General features: G+C 46.2%; 15 protein-coding genes and 1 pseudogene. 5 read left to right on the top strand and 11 right to left on the bottom strand.

What is annotated here, in order from left to right; translation table 11 throughout:
• Positions 1-9 precede the first annotated feature (9 nt).
• The 3 genes from FSB84_RS24180 to FSB84_RS24170 form a co-directional block, all read right to left on the bottom strand.
• A complete protein-coding gene (locus FSB84_RS24180; RefSeq protein WP_130540421.1) occupies positions 10-1,341 on the bottom strand; it encodes a T9SS type A sorting domain-containing protein in 1,332 nt (443 codons plus the stop codon).
• A gap of 146 nt (positions 1,342-1,487) precedes the next feature.
• A complete protein-coding gene (locus tag FSB84_RS24175; protein ID WP_130540420.1) occupies positions 1,488-2,828 on the bottom strand; it encodes a hypothetical protein in 1,341 nt (446 codons plus the stop codon).
• Positions 2,829-2,911: 83 nt separating this feature from the next.
• The gene (locus FSB84_RS24170; RefSeq protein ID WP_130540419.1) at positions 2,912-4,120 is read right to left on the bottom strand and encodes a M20 metallopeptidase family protein; all 1,209 of its coding nucleotides are present in this window, start codon (positions 4,118-4,120) and stop codon (positions 2,912-2,914) included.
• A 517-nt stretch (positions 4,121-4,637) separates the two neighbouring features.
• On the opposite strand from FSB84_RS24170, the gene FSB84_RS24165 reads away from it, so the two are divergent.
• Complete coding sequence (locus tag FSB84_RS24165; protein ID WP_225980118.1) at positions 4,638-8,849, top strand: DUF6443 domain-containing protein; 4,212 nt, start codon at positions 4,638-4,640, stop codon at positions 8,847-8,849.
• A 69-nt stretch (positions 8,850-8,918) separates the two neighbouring features.
• Here FSB84_RS24165 and FSB84_RS24160 read toward each other — a convergent pair whose 3' ends face one another.
• The 3 genes and pseudogenes from FSB84_RS24160 to FSB84_RS24150 all read right to left on the bottom strand — a co-directional run bounded on the left by FSB84_RS24160 (position 8,919) and on the right by FSB84_RS24150 (position 11,133).
• The gene (locus FSB84_RS24160) at positions 8,919-9,602 is read right to left on the bottom strand and encodes an imm11 family protein (RefSeq protein WP_130540417.1); all 684 of its coding nucleotides are present in this window, start codon (positions 9,600-9,602) and stop codon (positions 8,919-8,921) included.
• Positions 9,603-9,709: 107 nt separating this feature from the next.
• Positions 9,710-10,618: pseudogene (locus FSB84_RS24155) on the bottom strand (IS481 family transposase).
• Positions 10,619-10,746: 128 nt separating this feature from the next.
• On the bottom strand, positions 10,747-11,133 hold the full coding sequence (locus FSB84_RS24150; RefSeq protein ID WP_130540416.1) for a DoxX family protein: 387 nt from the start codon (positions 11,131-11,133) through the stop codon (positions 10,747-10,749).
• A gap of 225 nt (positions 11,134-11,358) precedes the next feature.
• On the opposite strand from FSB84_RS24150, the gene FSB84_RS24145 reads away from it, so the two are divergent.
• The gene (locus FSB84_RS24145; protein WP_130540415.1) at positions 11,359-12,339 is read left to right on the top strand and encodes a hypothetical protein; all 981 of its coding nucleotides are present in this window, start codon (positions 11,359-11,361) and stop codon (positions 12,337-12,339) included.
• 50 nt (positions 12,340-12,389) lie between these two features.
• On the opposite strand, the gene FSB84_RS24140 is transcribed toward FSB84_RS24145, so the two are convergent.
• Complete coding sequence (locus FSB84_RS24140; RefSeq protein WP_130540414.1) at positions 12,390-13,736, bottom strand: alkaline phosphatase family protein; 1,347 nt, start codon at positions 13,734-13,736, stop codon at positions 12,390-12,392.
• A 111-nt stretch (positions 13,737-13,847) separates the two neighbouring features.
• Here FSB84_RS24140 and FSB84_RS24135 point away from each other — a divergent pair, with 111 nt between their 5' ends.
• Positions 13,848-14,594, top strand: coding sequence for a DUF92 domain-containing protein (locus tag FSB84_RS24135; RefSeq protein ID WP_158644096.1), 747 nt, complete (start codon positions 13,848-13,850; stop codon positions 14,592-14,594).
• A gap of 50 nt (positions 14,595-14,644) precedes the next feature.
• Positions 14,645-15,088 carry a hypothetical protein gene (locus tag FSB84_RS24130; RefSeq protein ID WP_130540412.1) on the top strand — a complete coding sequence of 148 codons (444 nt, stop codon included), beginning with the start codon at positions 14,645-14,647 and terminating at the stop codon, positions 15,086-15,088.
• A 47-nt stretch (positions 15,089-15,135) separates the two neighbouring features.
• Here FSB84_RS24130 and FSB84_RS24125 read toward each other — a convergent pair whose 3' ends face one another.
• Together FSB84_RS24125 and FSB84_RS24120 are read right to left on the bottom strand one after the other, a co-directional pair.
• Entirely contained in the window at positions 15,136-15,771 is a 636-nt protein-coding gene (locus tag FSB84_RS24125; protein ID WP_130540411.1) for a LysE family translocator, read from the bottom strand.
• A 149-nt stretch (positions 15,772-15,920) separates the two neighbouring features.
• Complete coding sequence (locus tag FSB84_RS24120; RefSeq protein WP_158644095.1) at positions 15,921-20,090, bottom strand: T9SS type A sorting domain-containing protein; 4,170 nt, start codon at positions 20,088-20,090, stop codon at positions 15,921-15,923.
• A 145-nt stretch (positions 20,091-20,235) separates the two neighbouring features.
• Between FSB84_RS24120 and FSB84_RS24115 the strand changes: the two genes are divergently transcribed.
• A complete protein-coding gene (locus FSB84_RS24115) occupies positions 20,236-20,682 on the top strand; it encodes a hypothetical protein (protein ID WP_130540409.1) in 447 nt (148 codons plus the stop codon).
• Between the two features lie 78 nt (positions 20,683-20,760).
• Here FSB84_RS24115 and FSB84_RS24110 read toward each other — a convergent pair whose 3' ends face one another.
• Together FSB84_RS24110 and FSB84_RS24105 are read right to left on the bottom strand one after the other, a co-directional pair.
• Complete coding sequence (locus tag FSB84_RS24110; RefSeq protein WP_130540408.1) at positions 20,761-21,906, bottom strand: TlpA disulfide reductase family protein; 1,146 nt, start codon at positions 21,904-21,906, stop codon at positions 20,761-20,763.
• A 6-nt stretch (positions 21,907-21,912) separates the two neighbouring features.
• Positions 21,913-23,184, bottom strand: coding sequence for a hypothetical protein (locus tag FSB84_RS24105; RefSeq protein WP_130540407.1), 1,272 nt, complete (start codon positions 23,182-23,184; stop codon positions 21,913-21,915).
• Positions 23,185-23,186: the final 2 nt, after the last annotated feature.

The following is a 23,186-nucleotide window of genomic DNA, read 5'->3' as shown; positions in this document are numbered from 1 at the left end:
CATTGAAGATTAGTAGATGAACTTACGGGTGATGAGATCGCCATTGTTGGAAATGAAAGTGGCGAAGTAAAGGCCGCGGGCATGCGCCGGCAACTGCAGCTGGTAGCGGTAAATGCCTTTGTCCAGTTCCACTTTCCTGGTGCGGACGAGGCGGCCATTCATGTCGTAGATGTTCACCATGCCCTGTACAGGTTTGCCAACTGTGATCTCGGCCAGCACTTTCGGGTCTTTCTCTTTGCTCAATACGCGGAAAGCTGTTGTACTGTTGTTCAGTTTTTGCATGGCGGGTGCAGGAGTTTCCTGTGGCGCCATACTGAGGTCGCGGAATACTTTGTTGCTGTCCGCCTGTACAATGATGACAGGCTTAAGACTGGCGAAATTGCCGTTGTGTCCGGTATTGTCCGTGTATTTGATGATCTCGCCGCCTGAATCATTTCTGCGGAGGGCATAGAGGACCACTTCGCCGTCGATCACTGTGCCGGTGAGACCGCGGAATTTATCACTGGTTACACCGAGCACTCCATTGGCTGTCCAGTTGCCCGAAACCAGGGAGAACTTCTTAAGCTGACCATTATCGGCGATATAAAGCACATTCACCGTATCGCTTCCATTGAGCGCTGCCATATAGAACTGGAGCGGGTTGCCGCCTGTGGTGGAATAGCCGGGCAGGTTGCTCATCGTTTGCCCGGTAGTGTTAGGTAGCCCGGTACCTACACGGGCCATGCGGAGATTGGTAGCGGTTGAAGTGGCATACAATTGCCCGTCAAAGATATTCAGGCAACGCCCGGTAGTGCTGCTGATCAGCGTATTGCTTGTTCCTGTGCTGCCTGCAGTAGCGTAAACAATTCCTCCATTGCCGCCAGCCGCCCATACATTACTACCATCAACAACCGCAGAACGAATAGATACAGTACTGAATCGATTGCTGAAGGCAGTACTTGTATTTACATTGGAAGCGAAATCGATAATGCCTACCACCCGGTTAACGGTGGTACTGGCGCTGCTGGTAACAGATGCCGTTCCTGTAGCGGCATCGTATCCGCCGAGTGCGAGGTATTGACCATCTTCCGATAAGCTGATGAATCCTTCTGAATAATCTGGCGAGGCCGGCGGAAGAGTGAGACGCCGGTTACTGCCACTGGCCGTTACCGGTAGTGCGATGCTTCTGATGAATTCACCGCAGGGATTGTATTCATCCAGGAATACAGGCTGTGCTGTGCCAGCCGCCATGCTTGTGGTTCCTGAGCCAATCCTGACCACTACGATATTTCCGTTGCCGAAAGTTTGTGCATCGGAACTGATAGCACAAAAGAAAAGGAGAGAGCATAGAATTGTTCTCATATGGCAAGTGTTTGGTTTGCGTAAATCGTTGTTGATGCAATCTTTGATTTACCAATCACTTGCCAAAGGAAAACAGGAAGAATATTTGCGTGGGAACATTCCCGTAAGGCGGGAACCTTCCCATCGTTTTGATGGGAAGAATTGGATCAATGTGCTTTTACCAGTGAATACACTGTATTGTGTTTATCGGTCATGATCAGGATCTGTCCATTTTTTACTGCTTCAAAATAACATTGATAGGTTTCGGCGCCTCCCTGGAAACGGTTGGTCAATTTCAATTCCCAGTTGTTGGTGGAATAATTCCCTTTGTAAACCTGGCGGGAGAATTTCTGATTGCCTACCACGCCGGATGCACCTGCATGATCGCTCTGGTATTTTCCATTATTGAAAAATGTAAACTCATGTGCAATGGATGTTGCTGTAGCGCCTGCAAATCCGCCACTGCTTACATAGTAGTAGGAGAGCGAAGCATAGTCGCTCGCCAGCCATTTTCCGGTAAGGCTGGATGGATTCACTGCAAATTTGTTCCGGAACTGCATTCCTGAAAGTTTATCCCACCCGAACTCATCATTGTGGTAAGCACCAAATTCCTGCTCAAAGCTGTTTTGATCGGGAGTGATGAATTCCAGGTAGCGTCCATTGCCGTTGGAATAATATTTTTTGAAGAGAACAATATGTACCGGTTTGCCCGTTGAATTTTCAATACCGTCTGCCTCGGCAAATGCGATTGATTCGAAACTCTGAATGGGTTTCAGTGCAAAATTGCAGATGCCTGAATAACGCGGCGCTACCAGTATATTCCAGGCGTTCTGTAAACCATCTTTCAGTACAGAATTATAAGAATCGGCGTTTTTATTTGGGTAATGTACCAGTACGCGGATATTCCCTTTTTTCACTTCTGCCCAGTTTTCCTGCATGATGCTGATCCAGCCATCGTCCCAAGTGGTGGTGATAGCATTAGTGTTGTTATGAGACGCGGGAGAATTGTTTTCGTGTGTTGATCCGGATTGGATCAGATCGATGGAGCTGGTGAAGTGCTCTATTGCCTGTAAAAAACTGGCGCTATTGGTTTTGGCAACAATGCTGATGCAATTATTCTGGTTTCTCATTACAGTGTGCAGCACCATCATATCTGCTCCGTTGAAACTGGCTTTGGCGCCACCTGTGATCACCTGCCATTCGCCTGCTGCTTTTGTTTCCGATAGTTGCGGACCGGCGGTGATGAGATGTTTTTGAGCAGTGAGACTTTCCCATTCGCTGTTGAAGTCTGCATCCAGCGATCCTTTGCTGACGGTTGCCTTGAACACGGAGATCTGGCACCAGTCCTTTTTGTTGATGCAGCTATAGCTCATGAAATTATTCCCGTTTTCTTTTTTCCATCCTTTCCCCTGAGGAGGGAGATAGGAGAGCATATCATAGCTTTCTTTCTGAGCAACCGCAAAAAAAGCAATAAGTAGAAAAGTGTAAAACAGTATTATCTTTTTCATGAGCATCCGGTTTGTGATCTTACAATCCTTTGCTCAAAATTGATATAATCCCTGAAGCGGATCAATCACCTGAAAAGGGGATTCTACTGCTTATCTGTTTTTGCATTTTTCTCCAGATTGCATAATGTGATCCAGGCCATCAGGCCGGCGCCTGTGGAAAGCGCTTCTTCATCGGGATTGAAAGTGGCGGTATGCAGTGGCGTCACTTTTTCGGAATCGGGATATTGCACGCCGAGCCGGTAGAAGCAGGAGTCCAGCAGATGTGAGTAACGTGCAAAGTCTTCTCCTGCCATCCATTTCGGGATATCCACCACCTGCTCTTTGCCGAGATATTCTTCTGTCCATTTTCTTGTATCGGCGGTCAATGCTGGTTCATTAAATAATACGGGATAGCCTTCCTTGATATAAAGATCAGCAGTTGCACCTTTACTGGTTGCATATGCTGTTACTGTTTTCTTTAGAAGCTCATGCGCTTCGCGTCTCCATTTTTCATCCATAGTGCGAAGTGTACCATCGATGGTTACTTTGTCGGGAATCACATTGTGAACGCCATCGGCAATAAACCTCCCAAACGATAACACTGCCGGTAGTAACGGATTGGTGCGGCGGCTCACGATTTGTTGCAACAGTACAAGCAGCTCACAGGAAATGATCACGGGATCGATCACCTGGTGTGGCGCAGCAGCATGACCGCCTTTGCCGGTGATGGTGAGATAGAGCTCATCCACGCTGGCCATATACATGCCGGCATGAAATCCGATCTTCCCTGCAGGAAGCTCAGGCATTACGTGCTGCCCGATGATATTCAAAGGCCGTGGGTTCTCCAGCACGCCATCGTTGATCATCATCAAAGCGCCGCCAGGCGCCAGTTCTTCAGCCGGCTGGAATATGAATTTCACTTCTCCGGAGAATTCCGCTTCCAGGGCTTTCAGGATGCGGAGTGTCCCCAGCAGGGAAGTCATATGGAAATCGTGGCCACAGGCGTGCATCACGCCCTGGTTGGTGGATTTGTAATCTGATTCATGCAGCTCATGAATTGGAAGGGCATCCATATCGGCCCGGAGCGCCAGCACAGGTCCGTCTCCCGTCTTCTTACCTTTCAATATCCCTGTGATACCGGTTACGGACATACGTATATGATCGATGTCCATTGCAGTGAGCTGACTGCTTACATAATCTGCAGTATTGTACTCATGGTAGGACAATTCCGGATGAGCATGCAAATGCCTTCTTATGGCAACCAGGTCGGGTTTGATGGCTGCCGCCAGTTCTCTTACTTTTTTCGCTAACATCCGTACAAGTTAAGCTGCGGGAGCGGCTTAACAAAATTGAACTTATTGAGGGAGATGTTGAACAATTTATATAGCTCTGCGAACATTTGAAATATTAGAAAAGAGGAGTAATATTTTTTTGCCAGTTTATCATTCCTCCCTATTTTTATTCCGGATGGAGTAACGCCGGTCACCAATTTTCCTTTTTCCGGTCTTAGTTGTCAACTTTCAGTTCCGGCCCAGTCAGTTGACAGTTTATCATCCTTTCATTCTACTCAGCCCATCTGGTTTTTGTTCTGATTATCGGTCTTGCTATTTCGTTCTGTTTGGAAAGATGTGTAAGGTTGGAATTTATTTCCATCGGTTTATTACGTTACCCTGCATCTTAAATGATTAAGGCTTGAGCCGCATAGCCGGATTTCGTTCAAGAGATCCTGAGCGGCACAGTCTCTGTTTTCTGAAATTGATTTCAGTTTGAAACGCTTTTGCTGAAGCAGCAGCTTCTAACAGCTAAACCATTGGTTTTCTGTTATTGAAAGTGCTGGTGCTTCCGGCACAGCAGCGTACGCCCGCTCCATACAATAGCAGTATCAAAATAAATTCCATTCGAACCTGGACTTCCGCCGCGCCCGTGACTGATCCTGCTGTATTGATCACAAAGAATCTGCAGGACGTGAATCAGGTCACTCAGTACTTTGACGGGTTGGGAAGGCCATTTCAAACAGTAGCTAAGAAAGGATCGATGGCAAGTGACGGAGCTTCCGTGGATCTGGTGAGCCCTGTTGTATATGATAACTATGGGAGGGAACTATTGAAATACCTGCCTTTTGCTGCCAATAATTTCGGCGGTAATCCTTCGGTGAGCAATGGTTCTTTTAAGATGAATCCTTTTCAGCAGGATTCAGTATTCAACAAAGGCCAGTTTCCAGGTGAGACCTGTTACTATAGTAAAACAATATACGAAGCGTCGCCTTTGAACCGGGCGCTGGAAACCTATGCACCAGGCAACAGTTGGGCGGGTAGTGAAACCAAAACTGATCCCAATTTGCGGAGAAATATTGTTTCTCAGCAAAAGATCAATACAACGGCTGATTCAGTAAGGATCTGGCTGGTAAACGGGACTGCATTCACCACCACTGCAATTTTTGGAAATAATCAACTATACAAGACTGTTACAACAGATGAGCACAAAAAGCAAACCATAGAATATAAGAACAAGGAAGGACAGGTGCTGCTAAAAAAAGTACAGTTACTGAACAGTCCTTCCAGCGGGCATTATGGCTGGCTGTGCACCTATTATGTTTATGATCATCTGAACAGGCTTCGCCTGGTGATCCAACCCCGCGGAATAGAACTGCTCATGGCAAATGCCTGGAATATCAATGCGCTTGGCGGCGATATTCTCAATGAGCAATGTTTCCGTTATGAGTATGATGGAAAAGGACGAATGATCATTCAAAAAGTGCCGGGAGCGGCAGAGGTATGGAAAGTGTATGATGCGCGGGACCGGATTGTTCTTCAGCAGGACGGTAATCTGCGGACTGCCAACAAGTGGCTCTTCACAAAATACGATGCACAGAACAGGCCGGTTATGACAGGCATGTATCGCAATACTGCACAGCTCACTCAGGCAGCCATGCAAAGTTTTTTGAATTCACAGAACCTGGGGTTTGCTGAAAATTATCCAACAACCAGTTTCCCGTATTATTCATTGAACCAGACCTTTCCGGTAATTGGCGATACCGCATTGCTTACAGTAGCCTGGTTCGACAACTATAGCTGGGCCGCTGGGTTTAGTGGCTTCGGCAGTAAAGACAATAGTTTTGATGCACAGTTTCCGGCAGCCAGTAATACAGACTGGCCCTATCCACAACCCCTTGCCGCCAATATTACCAATACAACCGGACTGGCAACAGGTAGTTGGGACAAAACAGGCAATGGTCTTGTGAATGCAATTTTTTACGACGACTACGGTCGTGTGATCCAAACGCGGACTAAAAATATCACCGGAGAAATAGATCTTCTCACCACCCAATACAGTTTCAGTGGACAGGTATTGCAAACCCTGCTCCGGCATAAGAAAAGCGGCGCCAATGCGCAGACGCATACCGTAATCAATAAATTCCAGTATGATGATCTGTGGCGTCTGCTGACGGTAAAGCAATCAGTGTCCAGTACCATTGGCGCTACTGCGGTTACTTCGGCGGAGCAGATCATAGTCAGCAATTCATACGATGCGCTCGGGCAATTATTGAAAAAGAAACTGGGCAATAAACCGGGAGTAAGCGGAGCGCCATTATCCAACCTGGAATATGAATACAATATCCGCGGCTGGCTAACGGCCATCAATAAGGGATATCTCACTGCCGCGAACAATGACCAGTATTTTGCCATGCAGCTGGGATACGATAAAAATGGAACACTCGGTATTTTCAGTCCACTATTCAATGGCAATATTGGCGGAACCATCTGGAAGAATGAAAGCGATCAGCGTGTTCGAAAGTATGACTTCGCCTATGATGCAAGCAATCGTATTACTGCTGCCAATTTCAACCAATATGTTTCAGGGAGTGGTACCAGCGCTGTATTTGACAAATCTGCAGGACTTGATTTCAGCCTGACCTCCATGAGTTATGATGCGAATGGAAACATTCTGAGCATGAATCAAAAAGGGTGGAAGATCAGTGGCAGCAGCTATATTGATTCCCTGAAATACAATTATTACAACAACGGCAACCTGCTAATGAATGTGATCGATGCGGTAAATGATACAGCCACCCGGCTGGGCGATTTCAGAAGCTCGAAGGCATATATGAATTTGCTGAGCACTAAAAATGCTACAACCACAGACTATACTTATGATGTCAATGGCAACATGAATAAGGATCTGAACAAGGATATAGACGATCCTTCGCTTGCCGGCATCGAGTATAATCATTTGAATCTTCCTGTAAAGATCAGGGTGAAGGGCAAAGGCAGCATTGAATATTTGTATGATAATGGTGGTAATAAGCTAAGTAAAACTGTTGTTGACACAGTTACCGATATTACTACAATTACTTTGTACATCGCAGGCTTTGAATACCGGAATGATACGCTGCAACAGCTGATGCATTCCGAAGGTCGGGTCCGATTGGAGCAACCAACTATCAATACCTGTCAGGTTTTACCGCTTCGGTTTGTATATGATTATTTCCTGAAAGATCATCTGGGTAATGTGCGTGCAGTGCTTACAGAGGAACAGCCTTCTGATTGTTACCTGGCAGCAACGGTAGAGGATGCGCGTGTTGCAACGGAGGAAAAAGTATATCATATCGTTCCAGCTCGCATCATTTCAAAAGCTACTACCGGCGCCACACAAACGAGCTTTGAGAATAAGCTGTATCGAACGCATGGTGGTCTTACCAATGAGAAGACCGGACTGGCTGTGGTTTTGAAAGTGATGGCAGGAGATAAGGTTGCGATCCGTGGAGAATCATTTTATAGTCTTCCAGGTGGGAATGCAGGAGCTCCGCTGACGATGGGCCTTGTGGAATTATTGACTTCTTTTGTTGGAAGCAATATTGCTTCGATGAAAGGCGTTAGCGCAACTACAGATGTTTCTGGGATCTCCGGTAATCCTGCCGCGCTCACTTCCTTTGTGAATAGCAATGCTCTAGGAACAAATACTGCAAAAGCTGCGGTGAACTGGATCTTGTTTGATGAGCAGTTCAAGTATGTAGCGGCTGATTTTGATGGGGTTGTGGCTGGTGGTGGGTATAAGAATCATGTGAAGTTTGTGAATAGTCCGGTTGGAGTAAGCAAGAGTGGATATTTATATATTTATATAAGCAATGAGAGTAATCTGCCGGTATATTTTGATAACCTGCAGGTGACGCATACACGAGGACCGATTTTGGAGGTGAATGATTATTATCCGTTTGGGTTGACAATGGCGGGGATTAGTAGTAAGGCATTGAAACTAGGATATGCAGAAAATAAGAAAAAATTCGTTGGTCAGGATTTTGAAAGCGATTTGGGGTGGGATATGTATCAGTTTAGATTCAGAACACATGATCCACAAATTGGAAGATTTAATCAAATAGACCCATTAGCTGATAAATATGTATATAACAGTACATATGCATATGCAGAAAACAGAGTTATTAATGGAATAGATTTAGAAGGTCTTGAATGGTTGGGGCTACCTTTATTAGGTAGTAATCCTACGGTTTTGCGAGGTCCAATTATTGAACAAGTAATAAAGCCAACCTTAGAAGTTGGAGGTAAAGCTGCGGAAGTAGGCGCTAAAACATCGGAAGTCGGAAACAAAGTGCCGAAAATGGAAGAGCACCATATTATTCCGAGGGAATTGAAGGGCGAAAGATTGGTGCAAGCGGCAAGAAAGGAGGGCTTTAAGTTTGAAGGGAAAGAAAATAAGATTCCATTAGAAAAGTTTGATAAAAGCACAGGTGAGGGACAGCACGGGCCGCATCCTAACTACACAAACGAAATAAGTAAGAGGTTTGTAGAGTTCCAAGATAAAAACCCCAATTGGACTCCTCAACAAGCCATTGATTTCATCAGAGGAACAGTTAAAGATCTAAAGGAATCAATAAACTCAAATCCCCAAACAAAATTAAATGACCTATTTAAGAGTGTACTTCCTCCCCAAGTGAAAGATGGTATATTAATTGGCATCCCTGCGCCAGGATCAATTGGTCCAAAACCCAAACCCCAACCTGTTCCAGTGACAATCCCATATATCTAATATTCCCATGAAATACAAATCTTTCGAACAATCGAATAAAGTAATAATGTGGTTAGGTGAGCCTTCTTTCTATTGAACAATGAGATTATTGGCTTCAGATATGTCACAACCAGTAATTTTTGCTTCATGAATGGATTGCCGTAAAGATTCGCTAATGAAATAATCAGAATTGATAGTTCCAATTTTGAAAAGATCAAATCTTGTATTTAGTGAAGAATTCAAGTATATTTTCTCTGCCCAAATAGCTACAGTTTTTCCCGGATTATCTGATTTGAGTTTTTCTTCCTTAATAATGAGTTCATTTTTAGAAAGTACATCCACGTAACCAAGATTTTTGCTAAAATTATAATAAACAAAAAAGGTTGATTTTGGATAATCTACATAGTCGGAAAGGTTACAAATAATGTGGAGCCAGTAATAATCCAGAAACTGTTTCTTCGTCTGAACTTTTGCTGGATAAAATTTATGTGTGGGAAGGGTGAACTTTTCCAAAAGAGTCTTAAATTTTTCACTGATCAAAAAGCCACCATGAATTACGGAAACACTTAGGATATCAGTAAGTTTAGCTCTGCCATGAAGGGAAAAATGGTTTAGGTTAGGTTCATATTCGGGAAGTTTTTCTGTTTCTCTTGATATGGCATATACTGAATTCGAAGCATCAAAATCATAGCCCGCTGTCATTTTTTGCACCTGCGGAAAAATTCGTCCCGTTTCAATAGTATCTACAGCTAGCTTAAATTTGTAATACGACATAATCGAAAATTTATTAAAGTGTGCGGATCAGAACTATGATTGACAATCCAAATATAAATTTTTCCCCTGATCAACCTATTTCTGGGGGCGGCCGATCAGGGGAAAAATTATGAAGGCTGCAGCTTCTCTCGCAGGACTTCATAAGGTGTTTTCCCATTAAGCGCTCCGTTCGGACGATGGCAATTATAGAAGTTCTCCCATTCTGATAGCTTTTTCTCTATATCGATGTCATCTTTGTATTCTATTAATTGGTAAAATTCTTGTTGATCTGTTAGATGAGATCTTTCGACCTTACCGTTGAGGTGAGGGCTGGCTTTCCGTATGTATACGTGGCGAATACCATGGTCTTCGCAGTGCCAATGAAACAATGCCTGAAATTCATGACCATTGTCTGTTTGAATCGTGTGTATTCTAAAGGGAAATTTGTTTCTGACATAGTCTACGAACTCAACTGCATTTTTCTGGCTATGACGGGGGTAAATCTTAAGTGCTCTGGCCCGAGTTGCATCATCGATTGCCGTGTATTGAAATCGCTTTACTTCTTTTCCTGAATTATCAGTGAATGACAAAAACTTGACGTCAATTTGAATTCTATGACCTGGTACTTGCTTTTCATAGCGTTTAAACTGCTCCATAGACCGCTTACGCTGATTTTTAGGAAGTCTATTAAGTCCATTTCTCCTTAGGACATGCCACACACCTACAGGAGAAACCTTAATGTCGTGATAACGCTTCAAGTACCAAGAAATTCTTTATTGCCCTAAATGGTAGGTTGTACGGAGGTGCAATATTTTCTCCTCAATATGCGCTGGGATTCTAAGTTTAGGATTTTGAGGGCACGGTTTACTATTGATTAGCGAAATCTCTCCCTTTTGCTCATAATCTCTTTTCCATTTATAGTATGTTTCCCTGGAAACACCGAAGTGCCTGCATGTCTTTGAAATGTTTCCACTCTCTTTTCCATGATTAAGTACCCTAAGTTTTCTACGAATGTCTGATTGTTCTTTTGGACTCATAAACTCACTTTGATTGACAAGTTAATAATCGTCAATCAAAGTCCTAATTTCCATAAATTAATCTTAAATCATCACGTCTTTTCTGGGTTCATCATTTCTTTCAAACATCTTATTATATCAAATCCTGTTTAACGGGAAATAACTGCCGCAAGCCTTCTTTCTGCCGGTCTGAAATACCAGCTAATCACGGTCAGTACCAGCAACAACAAAGCTGGAAATGTTCCTGTAACCGGTGCACCAGTCATCAGATGTGAAAGTATCGCCCCGGTAGTAGTAAAGAAAAATCCTGCATAAGCCCATTCCTTCAGCAAGGGAAATTTGGGAAGCAATACTACCACTGAGCCCAGTATTTTCCAGGAGCCAAGTATGATCAGGAAATACGCAGGATAACCCAGTTTCACTACAGGCTCTATTTCTTTCTCCATCTGCAGCACCTGCACCAGTCCGGTGGATACCATTCCCAATGCCAGCCATACAGTAGCGATCCAGTATACGATCTTATTTCTTTTAGACATATCAATTGTTTTAATTGGTGATGATCTTATTTGCAGCTATATGACTGCAAATATATGTGCAGTCATATAGCTGCGCAAATATTTCACTGAATATTTTTAAGGTTTGTCCTTTTTGAGGTTGGATCAGGTTCCATTGTTAAACAAACTCAATCAATTGCAGCATTATATGTAGTAAAAGTGCTCCTGTTTTTGTATCTTCCTGTCTTCCCCAGAACCAGGCCACCCATGAAGCAAGTACTTGTACCTCTAATACTGATCGTAATCCTCGCAGCTGCGGCTGCTTATGCCGCAATGCCGCGAAAGCAGGCTAAACCCGTGTCGGGCAATGGCCATGCGGCTTTCAAATGGGCAGGTGCCTGGCAACCCAGCCGCAAAAGCGCGGGCGACGGCATTATCAAACTGGATATCAAGATCGGGCAATCGTTAACGCTTCCCAAGGAATCACTTGCCAATGTGATCTTCAATGTGCAGAATAAATTTCCCGGTTCGGCGCCCTGGGCCACCTGGGCAGTGGGAGACCTGAGCAGGATCACCCCGGCATATCCCGGCATCAGCGATGCAACACATGAGGCATGGCTCTATTATATGGACAGGATCGGGGTGAGGGTATTCCTGGAAGTGTTTCCATTCAAAGCAAATCCGAAGAAAGGCATAACGGCAACGGACATACCTGCAGAAATGGAAAGCTGGCTGAAGAAATTCAAACACCATCGCTGTGTGGTGGGCATGGGTATCGAGCTGGAGTATTTTGGTAAAGCCACCGATTCCGCAGTGGCTGTTTGGGATGCAAAACTGAAATCCATCAAATCATCTTACCGTCTCTTCCTTCGTCATTACAACGCTGATTATATGCCGCCCTCTTACCGCGGCAAGGGCGATCTCATTTTCATCAACGATGCTTCCGAAGGCAAACTGGATGAGCTCAACAAAAGCTTTGCAGACTGGGCCAATCGATTCGCTCCAACCGCCTGCGCTTTCCAGCTCGGCTACCCGGCTGATGAAGATGGCATGAATGGCAGCGCAGAACTGGGCTGGTGGCGGCTTGGAGATCCGGTGAAGGATTGGGGCGATTCCATTTTACCACTTATTAAAGATCCAAAACAGGAACTGGGATTCATTTGGGTGACTGCTCAATCCGGCAAATCCTACAATGCCAACTGGGACCTTACCCGCGGCGCCAAAATTCCTGCACTTCGAAAAAAATAAAGGGCCACTCCCGTTGTGAAGGAGCAGCCCGTATGAAGTGAGTGTTTGAACTATTTGGTGAGCAATCCTTCGTACAATATTCCATCGCCTTCAGGTAATTCCAGTTGCAGCAGTTTGCTGATCAGCGGAGCGATATCCACCAGTCCCATTTGCGGGATCACTGCTCCTTTGCGAATGCCTTTACCGAAGGCCACAAAGCCTGTCTGTATCTCCTTGAAATCAGGAAAGAAGCCATGCGTGCCGCCTTTGCCTGGTCTGATGAAATTACCGGTAGCTGCAGGTGTGAATGTGAATCCCTGCTGACCGGTCAAACCGAAAGCTGCATTGGGATCAGCTCCTATAGCATCCAGTTCTTCGCGCGTCTTGATGATAAAGCCGCGTTGCTGTGTGGCAGGCAGTGATTTCAGCAGTTGCAGCACTTTTTCTTTTGTGGCTTTATCGTTTTTGTTGCGGAGCAATAACATGGCGCCGCCGCCTGATGTATGGAAATAAGCTTTCCAGTCCTGAGGCTTCTGCGGATCATACAAACCTGCCTGCATCAGCAGTGTATTGGGAGCGAAGACGGAATGAATGTCTACAAATCCGTGATCGCCTGTTACAATGAAAGTTGTCTTACCGGCAATGCCTGCTTTCTGCACGGCTTCGCGGATGGTCTTTACAGCGTGATCAACACCGGCAATGGCTGCACGCACTTTGTCGCCCTCACGGCCCTGCTCGTGCTCGAAATGATCTACCATCACCAGGTGCACAGCGAGGAGATTGGGTTTGTATTGCTGAATGATATAAGAGCTCATACGCGCGAGGTTCTCATCGATATTGAGATAATCGTCGTCAAAATCTTTCTCATCCAGTTTTCCTGTTGCATTTTGTTCCAGTTCCTCGAACAATCCTTTTGGGCTGGCATGTTCGCGCAGAGCTTTTGCCATGATCCTGGGCTTTCCTTTTTCTGCGGACAGGTACCAGTATTCCGGAACATTCCAGGTGGCGGGAGAGCCAACGGAAACAGGCCAGAACACAGATGCGGTAGTCAATCCTTTTGCTTTTGCGAGACCAAATACAGTAGGCACTTTGATGCTATCGTACATCCAGTTCCATTTGCCGGTAATGCCCAGCGGTTCTGCAGGAGTATTGGAATTGATGCCATGTTTGCCTGGTTTCACTCCCGTGATCATGGTAGTATGTGAAGGGTAGGTGACGGTAGGGAACACGCCATCCACGCCATTTGAATAAGCTCCTTCAGCCATCGCCTGGCGAAGGTTCACCATATTCCAGCTGGGATCTTTATAGAATTCAGGACGAAGGCCATCGATGCTGATCAGTATTACATGCTGTTCCTGTGCCTGCGATGCAGTTTGCAAAAGCAGCAGGGAACAGAGAGCTAGAAAGGTTTTTTTCATAAAAGGACTGTTGAGTATAGTGCGCGAAATTACTGTGCTGCCCGGCGCAGTAATATGAACTTTAAGTTAGCTTTTTATGGGAAAAATGGAAAACAGCACTATTTTGCCGGCATGGAAGAATCGTTTTCGGGCCCATATGATCTGATGTACTGCCCGGGATGGCTGGGACCAGCGATGCTGTTGGTATTGTTCCTCTGTGTGATCAAAAGAAAACTAACACCCGGCGCTGCCTTCACAGCCTTCCTATTGGGTTTGATAGTGGTGGAAGGAACCAGTTTCACCGGCGCTTTTTTGCTCATCGCTTTTTTTATGATGGGCGTACTGGCATCGCGGTTCGGAAAGAAAGTGAAGCGGAACGTCACGGCAGGACAACCACACAGCGAGGAAAGGAATATTGCGCAGGTACTGGCTAATGGTGGAATAACCGGTATCTGTTCCATACTGGCTATCGTGGATCCTGCACATAGCGGATTGTTTGTACTTTTGATTGCAGGCAGCCTTGCCTCGGCATCTGCCGATACGGTTGCCTCCGAACTGGGAACGGTGCTGGGTAAGCGATTTGTGAATGTGCAGAATTTCCGGAAAGAGGAGCGTGGACTGGATGGTGTGATCAGCCTGGAAGGCACCCTGGCAGGCTTTGCGGCCGCTGCCGTGATTGCCGTCATTTACAGTGCCATGCAGGGATTTAGCGCGGATGCCATCTACATTGTTCTGGCAGGTGTTGCCGGAAATTATATAGACTCTTTACTGGGCGCCACCTTTCAACGCAGGGGCCGGCTCAGCAACAATGAAGTGAATGCCTGCAATACTTTAGCAGGAGCCCTTGCAGCATTGGCACTGAAATTGATATTCGGATAACTGATTACGTTAGTTCATAAACATTGATCATAAAACCGTATTGGAAGCGCATGAAAAAAATACTTGGAATTGCATCGGTTGTATTGGCCGGGTTCTCCGGAATGGCCCAGGAAAAAGAAGCGCCTGCTCCCGCCACTATCCGCGAAGGCAAGCATAAGTTCAGTCTTCAGTGGATCGGATGGGGAGAGCAGTTCGGATCTGTGGAGATAAAGAAGGTGAACGACAGTACCTATTATGTAAAAGGGGAACAACGTTCAGAAGACAGTCTGGATTTTGCCAGCATCGATGGCAACCTCATCATGCTCACTCCGCGCAGGCTGCGTTTTGAAGGAACCATTCTCACCAAAGTAAGGACCATGAACAATAATGAAGTGTGCGACAAAACCGGTACCTACACCTTCTTTGCCAGCGGTGTGCGTAAGTACTGGCGGCTGCAGGAAATGGACAACTGCGAAGAGGGAGCAGCAGTGGATTATGTAGATATCTTCTTTTAGATCCAAATTATTTCAGATACTATTTAGCCGGATATCATCCGGCTTTTTTATTTCACTTTTGTGAAAGCCATCTTCACTGCCAGTCCTGTAAGCACGCTGGCCATAAACCATTTCTGCATTTTCAACCAGGAAGGATTCTTGTTGAACCATAAAGACAATCTTGCTGCGCTCAGTACTATGATAAAATTGATGCTGAAACTAATGCTCATCTGCACCAGCGCCAGTTCCAGGCTTTGCGCCAGAACCGTACCTTGCTCAGGTTTTATGAATTGTGGAAAAAAGGAAAGATAGAAAACGGCAATCTTCGGATTAAGCACATTGGTAAGAAAGCCCATGGTGAAGAGTTTGCCTGGTTTGTCTGGCTTCAGGTCTGTACGTGCTTCAAAGATACTTTTGCCTGAAGGCCTGACGGCCTGGAAAGCCAGCCAGAGCAGGTATCCCACGCCCAGGGTTTTCAAAACCAGGAAGGCATAGGGAATGGCCATGAAGATAGCCGTGAGCCCGAAACTCACCATCAGTGCATGGAAGAGAAAACCCAATACCACACCCACCAGCGAGATCAGTCCTGCCTTCTTTCCCTGTGTGATGGAACGTGAGATGAGGTACAGCATATTCGGACCGGGTGTGATCACCAGCGCAAATGCGGCGATGATGAATATCCAAAGCTCAGCTAAAGGTATCATGGCAACAGGTTTTGTTATTCAAATTTGGTGAATATCCTCCAACAAAAACAGTATCAGATTTATCAATTCCGCCTGTATCAGTATTGCAAAAAGCAACAGCGCACCGGTTGCCCGGCGCGCTGTTTGTATCACGAAAATAAACCGTCCTTTTATTTCTTCATTATTTTGAAGGTCTTCAGTTCCACTCCGTTGTTCACTTGTACAAAGTAGTAACCTTTGGCAAAGCTGCTCAGGTCAATGGTCTTCCTGTTGCCGTTGCCGCTGAGACGGGCAGACATTTCCTGTCCTGCTGCACTGAACACGCGGATCCTGGCATTCTCATAACCACCGGGCAGTGTTACCTGCACCAGGTCTGCTGTAACAGTTGGTGTTACTTCCAGGATGCCACCGCAGTTGTTGCTGAGTGAAATGATATTGCTGTACTCATATTTGTTATCGATATCAACCAGGCGGAGGCGGTAGAAGAACCTGCCTTCACCAGCTTTGTTATCGGTATAACTGTAACGGCTAACTGAAGCATTGAAATGGATGGAACCTACTGGCTGGAAGTTACGGCCATCGCTGCTGCGCTCGATCTCGAACCTGTGGAAGTTCACGGCATCGGTAGTTGACCAGCTGAGTACCGGTGCACAGTTCACTGATTTCACAGTGAAGCTGGTGAGCGTGATGGGCAGTGGCGCCACAACGGTCACTACAATCTGATCAGGGATGCTGCAACCGTCAGGGAAGCCAACGTTCACGCTGTAAGTGCCGGCTGCTGTAATTTCCAGGGTATCACCTGTACTGTTATCGTTCCAGAGATAGTTCGAGAGTGGCGAGCCGAAAAAGCCGTCTGTTCTGAGAACATAAGGCAGATCATCGGTTGTGATGGTGATATCTGGCCCCAGTCCGAGGATTGGATTGGAACCTGCATATGGCTCGATGGTCCAGTTGGTATTGCGTCCCTGGTCACGGCTATGTTCATACGCGTGGAATGGTGCAGCTGTACCGGCGGCAGTGATACCGGAAAGGAGCACATAATCCAGGTTCACAGGATCTCCGTTCACCGTAACAGTGGCGGTGGTTGCAGCGGAAATATCTGTAAGGTTACAGGGAGTGCCGCTACCATACCATGCGTTGGTAACAGTAGTGTTGGTGCCATTGGCGAAAGTGTATTGTCTTCCGGGAGCAAAGATCAACGTACCAATATTATTACCTGTGCCGGTAATATTGCCTCTTGATTTGAATTCGAGTGTATCGATGGTATTACCAGCCGCTATATTCATGTTGGCTAATGGCGCAGTACTGGTGAACACTAATTTGCTTACTGTGGTATTGGTGACTGCCACGTAAGTGGTGTTTATACTGGCAACATTCACTTTGTTATAAACACCGCCATTTACCAGGAATGTAGCAGCATTCAATAAAGAATTGGTTGCATTGAGCGTTTTATTGGTACCGTTATATCTCCAGCCACCTGTGAAATTAGAGTTACTGATATCGATAGCAGTAGCATTTGTAGAGCCTTCATCGCTGATGGCCTCCACAACAAGCGTTCTGTTGGCAACATTCAATGTGCCTCTTTGCAGGGTGATGAATGTTTGGGGATTGTTGAGATCATCATTCAATCCCAGGCTGAGGCTGCCATTCAGCTTATTCAATGTGAAATCGAAATTGCCGAGGGTGCTTCCGTTGGTATTGAGGGTAGTGTTGGTACTTCCCATGAAGATGGCAGTAGCATTCATGGTCACTGCGGGATTCATCACCAGGTTACCCCAAAGCTCGAATCCGAAAGTTGTGCTTTCATTGAACACAGGTGCATTGGTAGCGCCTGTCCAATCCATATTCTTAGCATATATGTTACCGGTAGTGGTAACGGTGCTGCTGCCGGATGTAAAGCTTTGTGCATTGAAGAATACATCGTCATTCACAGTAGGTACACAGGCTCCGCCTGTGCCTCCGGATGTTAAGCTCCAGTGGTTGGCATCGTTCCAGTCTCCACTGCCGCCAACCCAGTATCTGGCTGATCCGGCATTGCTGTTGATGGTGAAACCAGAGTTGCCGCCTGCATCTGCACCGGAAACCGTAATGGGAGTGATGCTGCCTGTAGCCGCAATATTCTGGATATAAACATTCGCCAGATCGGTAGTGGCGGATGGTCCGAAGTTCAGGGTAGACAACACACCGTTGATGCCGCGCATTTCACCCAATCCGGAACAGGCTGGGCTGTTGAATCGTAAATGGGTAGTGATGGTATTGGTGCCGGTGAATCCATAATATTTGGAAGGCGCCAGCAGCAGTGTTCCGATAGTATTGCCGGTTTGTGCAATATTACCGCCGCCTCTGAAATCCAGCGTTGTGATAGTATTGTTGGCCAGGATCCTCGCATTGGAATTACCGGCAGTGTTGGTGAATGTGAGTGTGCCGATAGTAGCGTTCCTGATATCGAACACGTTTTCCAGGGAGCTAAGGTTAACAGTAGGGTAGTTGAGTCCATCCACTACAAAATACCTGGCAGAGTTAACAGTCAAACCTGCGCCATTACCAACCCAGGTTCTGCCTGTTCCACTGATGGAAAAGGTTTCGCGTACGTTAACGGTGGCATTGGTCAGATCCATAACCCTGGCGCCACTGGTATTGCTGGCGAAAAAGAACAGATCCACGGTACGGCCTGACATCAGAAGTTTTCCGAGTGAGAGACGCAGTGTGGCGTTGGGATTCACAAAATCATCCACAAGTGTAAGACCGCCATCCGTGCCGGTTCTGCTGATATCGATACCAAGGCCGCCCAGCCCTGCACCATTAGTGGTGAGTGTGGATGCAGCAGTGCCTTTCAATAACAGGTTCGCAGTCATGGTTACTTTAGGATCCAAAACAATTGATCCGTACACTTCCATTGTATAGCTGCCGCTTTCAACGAAGGTGGTAGGTACTGCAATGTTGGTCCAGGTCATACTGTTACACCATGTATTGGAACTGGTGGTAACTAAATTGTTGCCTGCGGCAAATCCACTGTTATTGTCAAAAACTACATTATCGGCTTTGAAAGGAACGCAGTATCCGCCGGTACCGCCGCTTGTGGCGGACCAGTGTGCATTATCGTTCCAGTCACCCGAGCCGCCTACCCAGAACAGTGTGGTGCCGGTGAGGGGATTGGTGATATTGAAGTTGGTGTTGTTGCCACCGTCTGCGCCCACCACGTCTACGGGAAGGGTAACGCTTCCTGCTGCAATCATATTTGTTATGAACAGGTTCTTCAGGTCCAGTACTGCGCCGGAGCCAAAGGTCAGGGTGACCACTTCATTGGTGGCGCCTGTGAGCTCAGCCAGACCACTACAGTCAGGCGTATTCATGCGGAACAGGGTATTGATGGTATTATTACCGTAAGCTATCAATCCTTTGCCGGGTGCTACAATCAGCTGATTGATCACATTTCCGCCGGCGCGCAACGTGCCGCCGCCTTTGAATTCGAGTATATTGATAATGTTGTTGGCTCCAATACGTACACTGCCATTTACGGCAGCTGGGGTAACGAAAGTGAGCTTGTCTATCGTAGTACCGTTGATAGCCATATCCGTACCGGTAGTTGAAACATTCACTTCATTATACACATTGCCATCTGTATAGAGCGTAACTGTATTGATCACAGAATTGGTTGTGATCACAGTCTTATTGAGCCCTCTCACATCCCAGTGGACTGTATTATTGATGATGGCATTACTGATATCGATGGTGGCTGCCGTATTATGGTTGGCCCGCATTTGCCAGAAAGTATGGTTGAAGCCAGACAGATCCAGGGTGCCGGCACTCAGCAGGAGATCATTCACCTGCAATGCTAAAGGGATGTCATCCAGCAGCTTGACAGTAGCGCCTGGTTTATTGATGTAAAAAGGATTATACCATCCCATTACCGGTACCCGGCCAGCTCCGTTACAACGGATCGTAACATCGTCCGGCCCGTCAAAATAAATAGCCTGCATACCATAAGTAACGGAAGCTGCCAGTTCCATGCTGCCATAAATGTGAATGGAATAGCCACCACCGCCACGGCGGAAAGAAGCTGTAGTGGTAACACCCGCCCAGCTCATATTCTTACAATAGGCGTCACCGTTAGCAGGGAGCGTTACGATATTGCCATTCAACAGTCCGCTGTTGGCGTCGAAGAATACGTTATCATTTTCTGAGGGAACAATGGAGTGCTTGGTAGTACCACCAGAAGCGGTGGCCCAGTGGTTGATATCGGTCCAGCTTCCTGCACCGCCTACCCAATAGTAGTCTACTGCAAATAACGAGGATACTGAACCTGCCAATAGCAGGCAAACGAGTAAAAGTTTCTTCATAAGTTTGATTTTCCTGTGTGTCCGGTAAAAGTAGTTCAGGCAATAACTTTCATGCGTAGCCGTACTACTATCTATCTGTAGTAGAACTTCGATAATTGTGATTTGATGTTTATATTTGATGAAGATCATCCCCAAACCTGTCTATATGATCAAAATCCGCTATGTATCAACGTTAGTTTCAGTTGTCTTTTTTTCCTGTCAGGCTCCCGGCCCGAAAGAACTTCCTATCCAGGGCACCTGGCAATTGCTCACCGGAACCGCTATTACTAAAAATGATACTGTAGTAACGGATTATACAAAAGGACAGAAGATGATCAAGATCATCAACGAGTCTCATTTCTCTTTTCTCCGTCATGATCTCTCCAAAGGAAAGGACACAGCCATCTATGATGGCGGCGGCGGAATCTATTCATTGAAAGATGATAAATACACGGAGCTGCTTGAGTTCTGCAGTTACCGGGAATGGGAGGGAAGAAGCTTTGAGTTCACTGTCAGCATCAGTAATGATACACTGATACAACGGGGTGTGGAGAAACTGGCCGATCTGGGGATCGACAGGTATATCATCGAGAAGTATGTACGCGTGAAATAATAATAGAACAATACAAAAATGAAAATCCGGACTGTATTTCGCAGCCCGGATTTTTTATTGAGAGATCAGGTAGAAAGATCACTTCAATACTGATGCCAGTTTTTCTTCCAGCTCTTTTCCGCGCATATTCTGACCGATGATCACACCATTGGGATCCAGCAGCCAGTTCTGTGGAATGGCCTTCACATCATATTGTTCAGCCACTGCATTCTTCCATCCGAGCAGATCGCTTACATGCAGCCAGGGCAGTCCATCTTTTTCGATGGCCTGTACCCAGGCGTCTTTCTTATTGTCCAGCGATACGGCAAGGATCTCGAAATTCTTGTCCTTGAATTTCTCATAGGCTGCTTTCACATGGGGGTTCTCTGCACGGCAGGGACCGCACCAGCTGGCCCAGAAATCGATCAGTACATATTTGCCGCGGAGCGATGAAAGTGCTACCGGCTGTCCTTCGGGATTGTTCTGTGCAAACTCGGGAGCTACAGCGCCCATAGCTGTTTTGTAAGATTTCCGGATCTTCTCTTCCAGTTTTTTGCCTTCCGCACTGTTACGGAATGAAGCGTTCATCGCATTGAACTGCCCTTCCAGTTTTTTTACATCGCTGATGATACTCTTACCTGTGAGCGTATGCCAGCTTACCCAGGAGTCCGGATGTGATGCAATGAAAGCTTCTTCTATCGGTCCAAACTCTTTCATCGTTGTGAGCAGTTTGGCGTAAACTGTTTTGTACTCTTCACTTTCCCTGTTGTCGGAAAGGCTGGACAGTTCTTTGTTGATGGCATCGAGTTTGTTCACTACAGGCTGACGGAGGGCTTGTAGTTGATCGAAATCGAGCTGGGCTGCAGAACCTTTGATGGTAGCAGTTTTGAGGCTGTCGCCTTTCAGGGTGATAGTGCCTTTGTCGAGGTACACCTGTCTTCCATCGCGTCCCATCACATCACCGCCATAACCGATGCTCAGCATCATCCTGGGGTTATCGCTGCTTTTCAGTACAACGAGAATTGCTTTTACAGGACTGTTGATTTTTCCTTTGAAAGCAAACTTACCTTTGGTAAGCTCAACGGTGTCCGATTGTCGTTTACCATCAGCAAAGTATACCATCGCTACTTTGGCGGGTTCTTTTACATCTTTGATCTGACCGTTCAGCTTGAACTCAATCGGGGTTTGAGCTGTTGCGAGTACCGAAACAAATCCGGTAACAAGGAGCAGGGCGATTTTTTTCATTGTATATTATTGTGTTTTTGCATTCATTCTGCCGGGGCAGCGGGCCAGCACACTGCGCATCCTGTTCACCTGGTCCAGTGTAATGGAATTGAGCAGGCTCGGATAACGGCTATCGTCCATCACATTGTCCGCTACATATTTCTCATTATCCACTCCGATCTTCAAAGCATTCACATAATTGCTTTGGTTAGAGGTATTGTATTCCCTGGTATCATAGCAATAATCTGAATTGGTGATATTGGCGCGATAGGTTGGAACATACAGGCCATAGAACTCGCCGATGAACTGGAAGATCTCGATCTTCCTTTCAAAGCCGGGAAAGAAGAGTGTACGTGGCATGCCGCAAACAGTGTTCACATAATCTGTAACGAAATCATCTTCATTGGCGGCAATGCCTGCTACACCAGGTATCAGTTCCTCTCCGGGTTGCGGCGCCAGTTGTTTGGTGGCGCGTGCAGTTCCCATGCTGGTGTTGGAGCCGTAAGGCAGGACGTGGATGTTCAGGAATTCTTTCGGTTTCCAGATCAGTGTGGCTTTATTGGTATTGATGTAATTGGTGAAATCATTGGGATTGAAAGTGGTGGCCAGCGGGTTCACTTTTACATTATCGCTGTACACGACCTTATTGAAACCGGGCTGGATCATGGTGGCGCCGTTCTGGTTTTTGGTGGCCAGTCTGAATTCGATATTGGCGGAAGCCCCGTTGGGACTGCTGCTCAATTTGTTGTTGATAGCGCTATTGATATTCTGGATCGCTGTCTGTAACATTTCGTAGGTGACTGGTTGATAAGACGACACATCATAGGTTGGGTGTGTGGTGTTCAGCTCCCAAACATGAAAAATCACATCCACATATAATTTCTGTGGCAGGCCCGGCTTAGCGCGAAGCGCAACTGCTTTTGTGGTTGACTGCTTATCACCGATCACTGCATGGAATTTCACGGTATCGTAAGGAAGGGTGGAAGTGGAATATTCCATGCCCACTTCCGTTCCGGATCTTTCCTCGATGATCTTAATGGAATTGGCGGGCAGCTGATCGAGTATGATCTTCTCCATAGAATCCTTACCGGAAGGCAGTTTCACCAGGCGAAAGGCTTCCACAATGAATTTCAGTTTGGCCTGTCCATCGGCTATCAGCATTTTATCAGTTGCTGATAGATATATGGAGTCCACATCGCTCAATGCGGGCGAGTACATTTTATAATCGTAGCTGTCCTTTTTGCAGTTGCTGAGCAACAATACAAGCAGGGCCGCAACACATAATAATTTCCTGTTCATAA

It is taken from the genome of Pseudobacter ginsenosidimutans (assembly GCF_007970185.1).
In the GTDB taxonomy this organism is placed as follows: Bacteria; Bacteroidota; Bacteroidia; order Chitinophagales; family Chitinophagaceae; genus Pseudobacter; species Pseudobacter ginsenosidimutans.
This window is presented reverse-complemented; position numbering and strand designations above follow the sequence as displayed.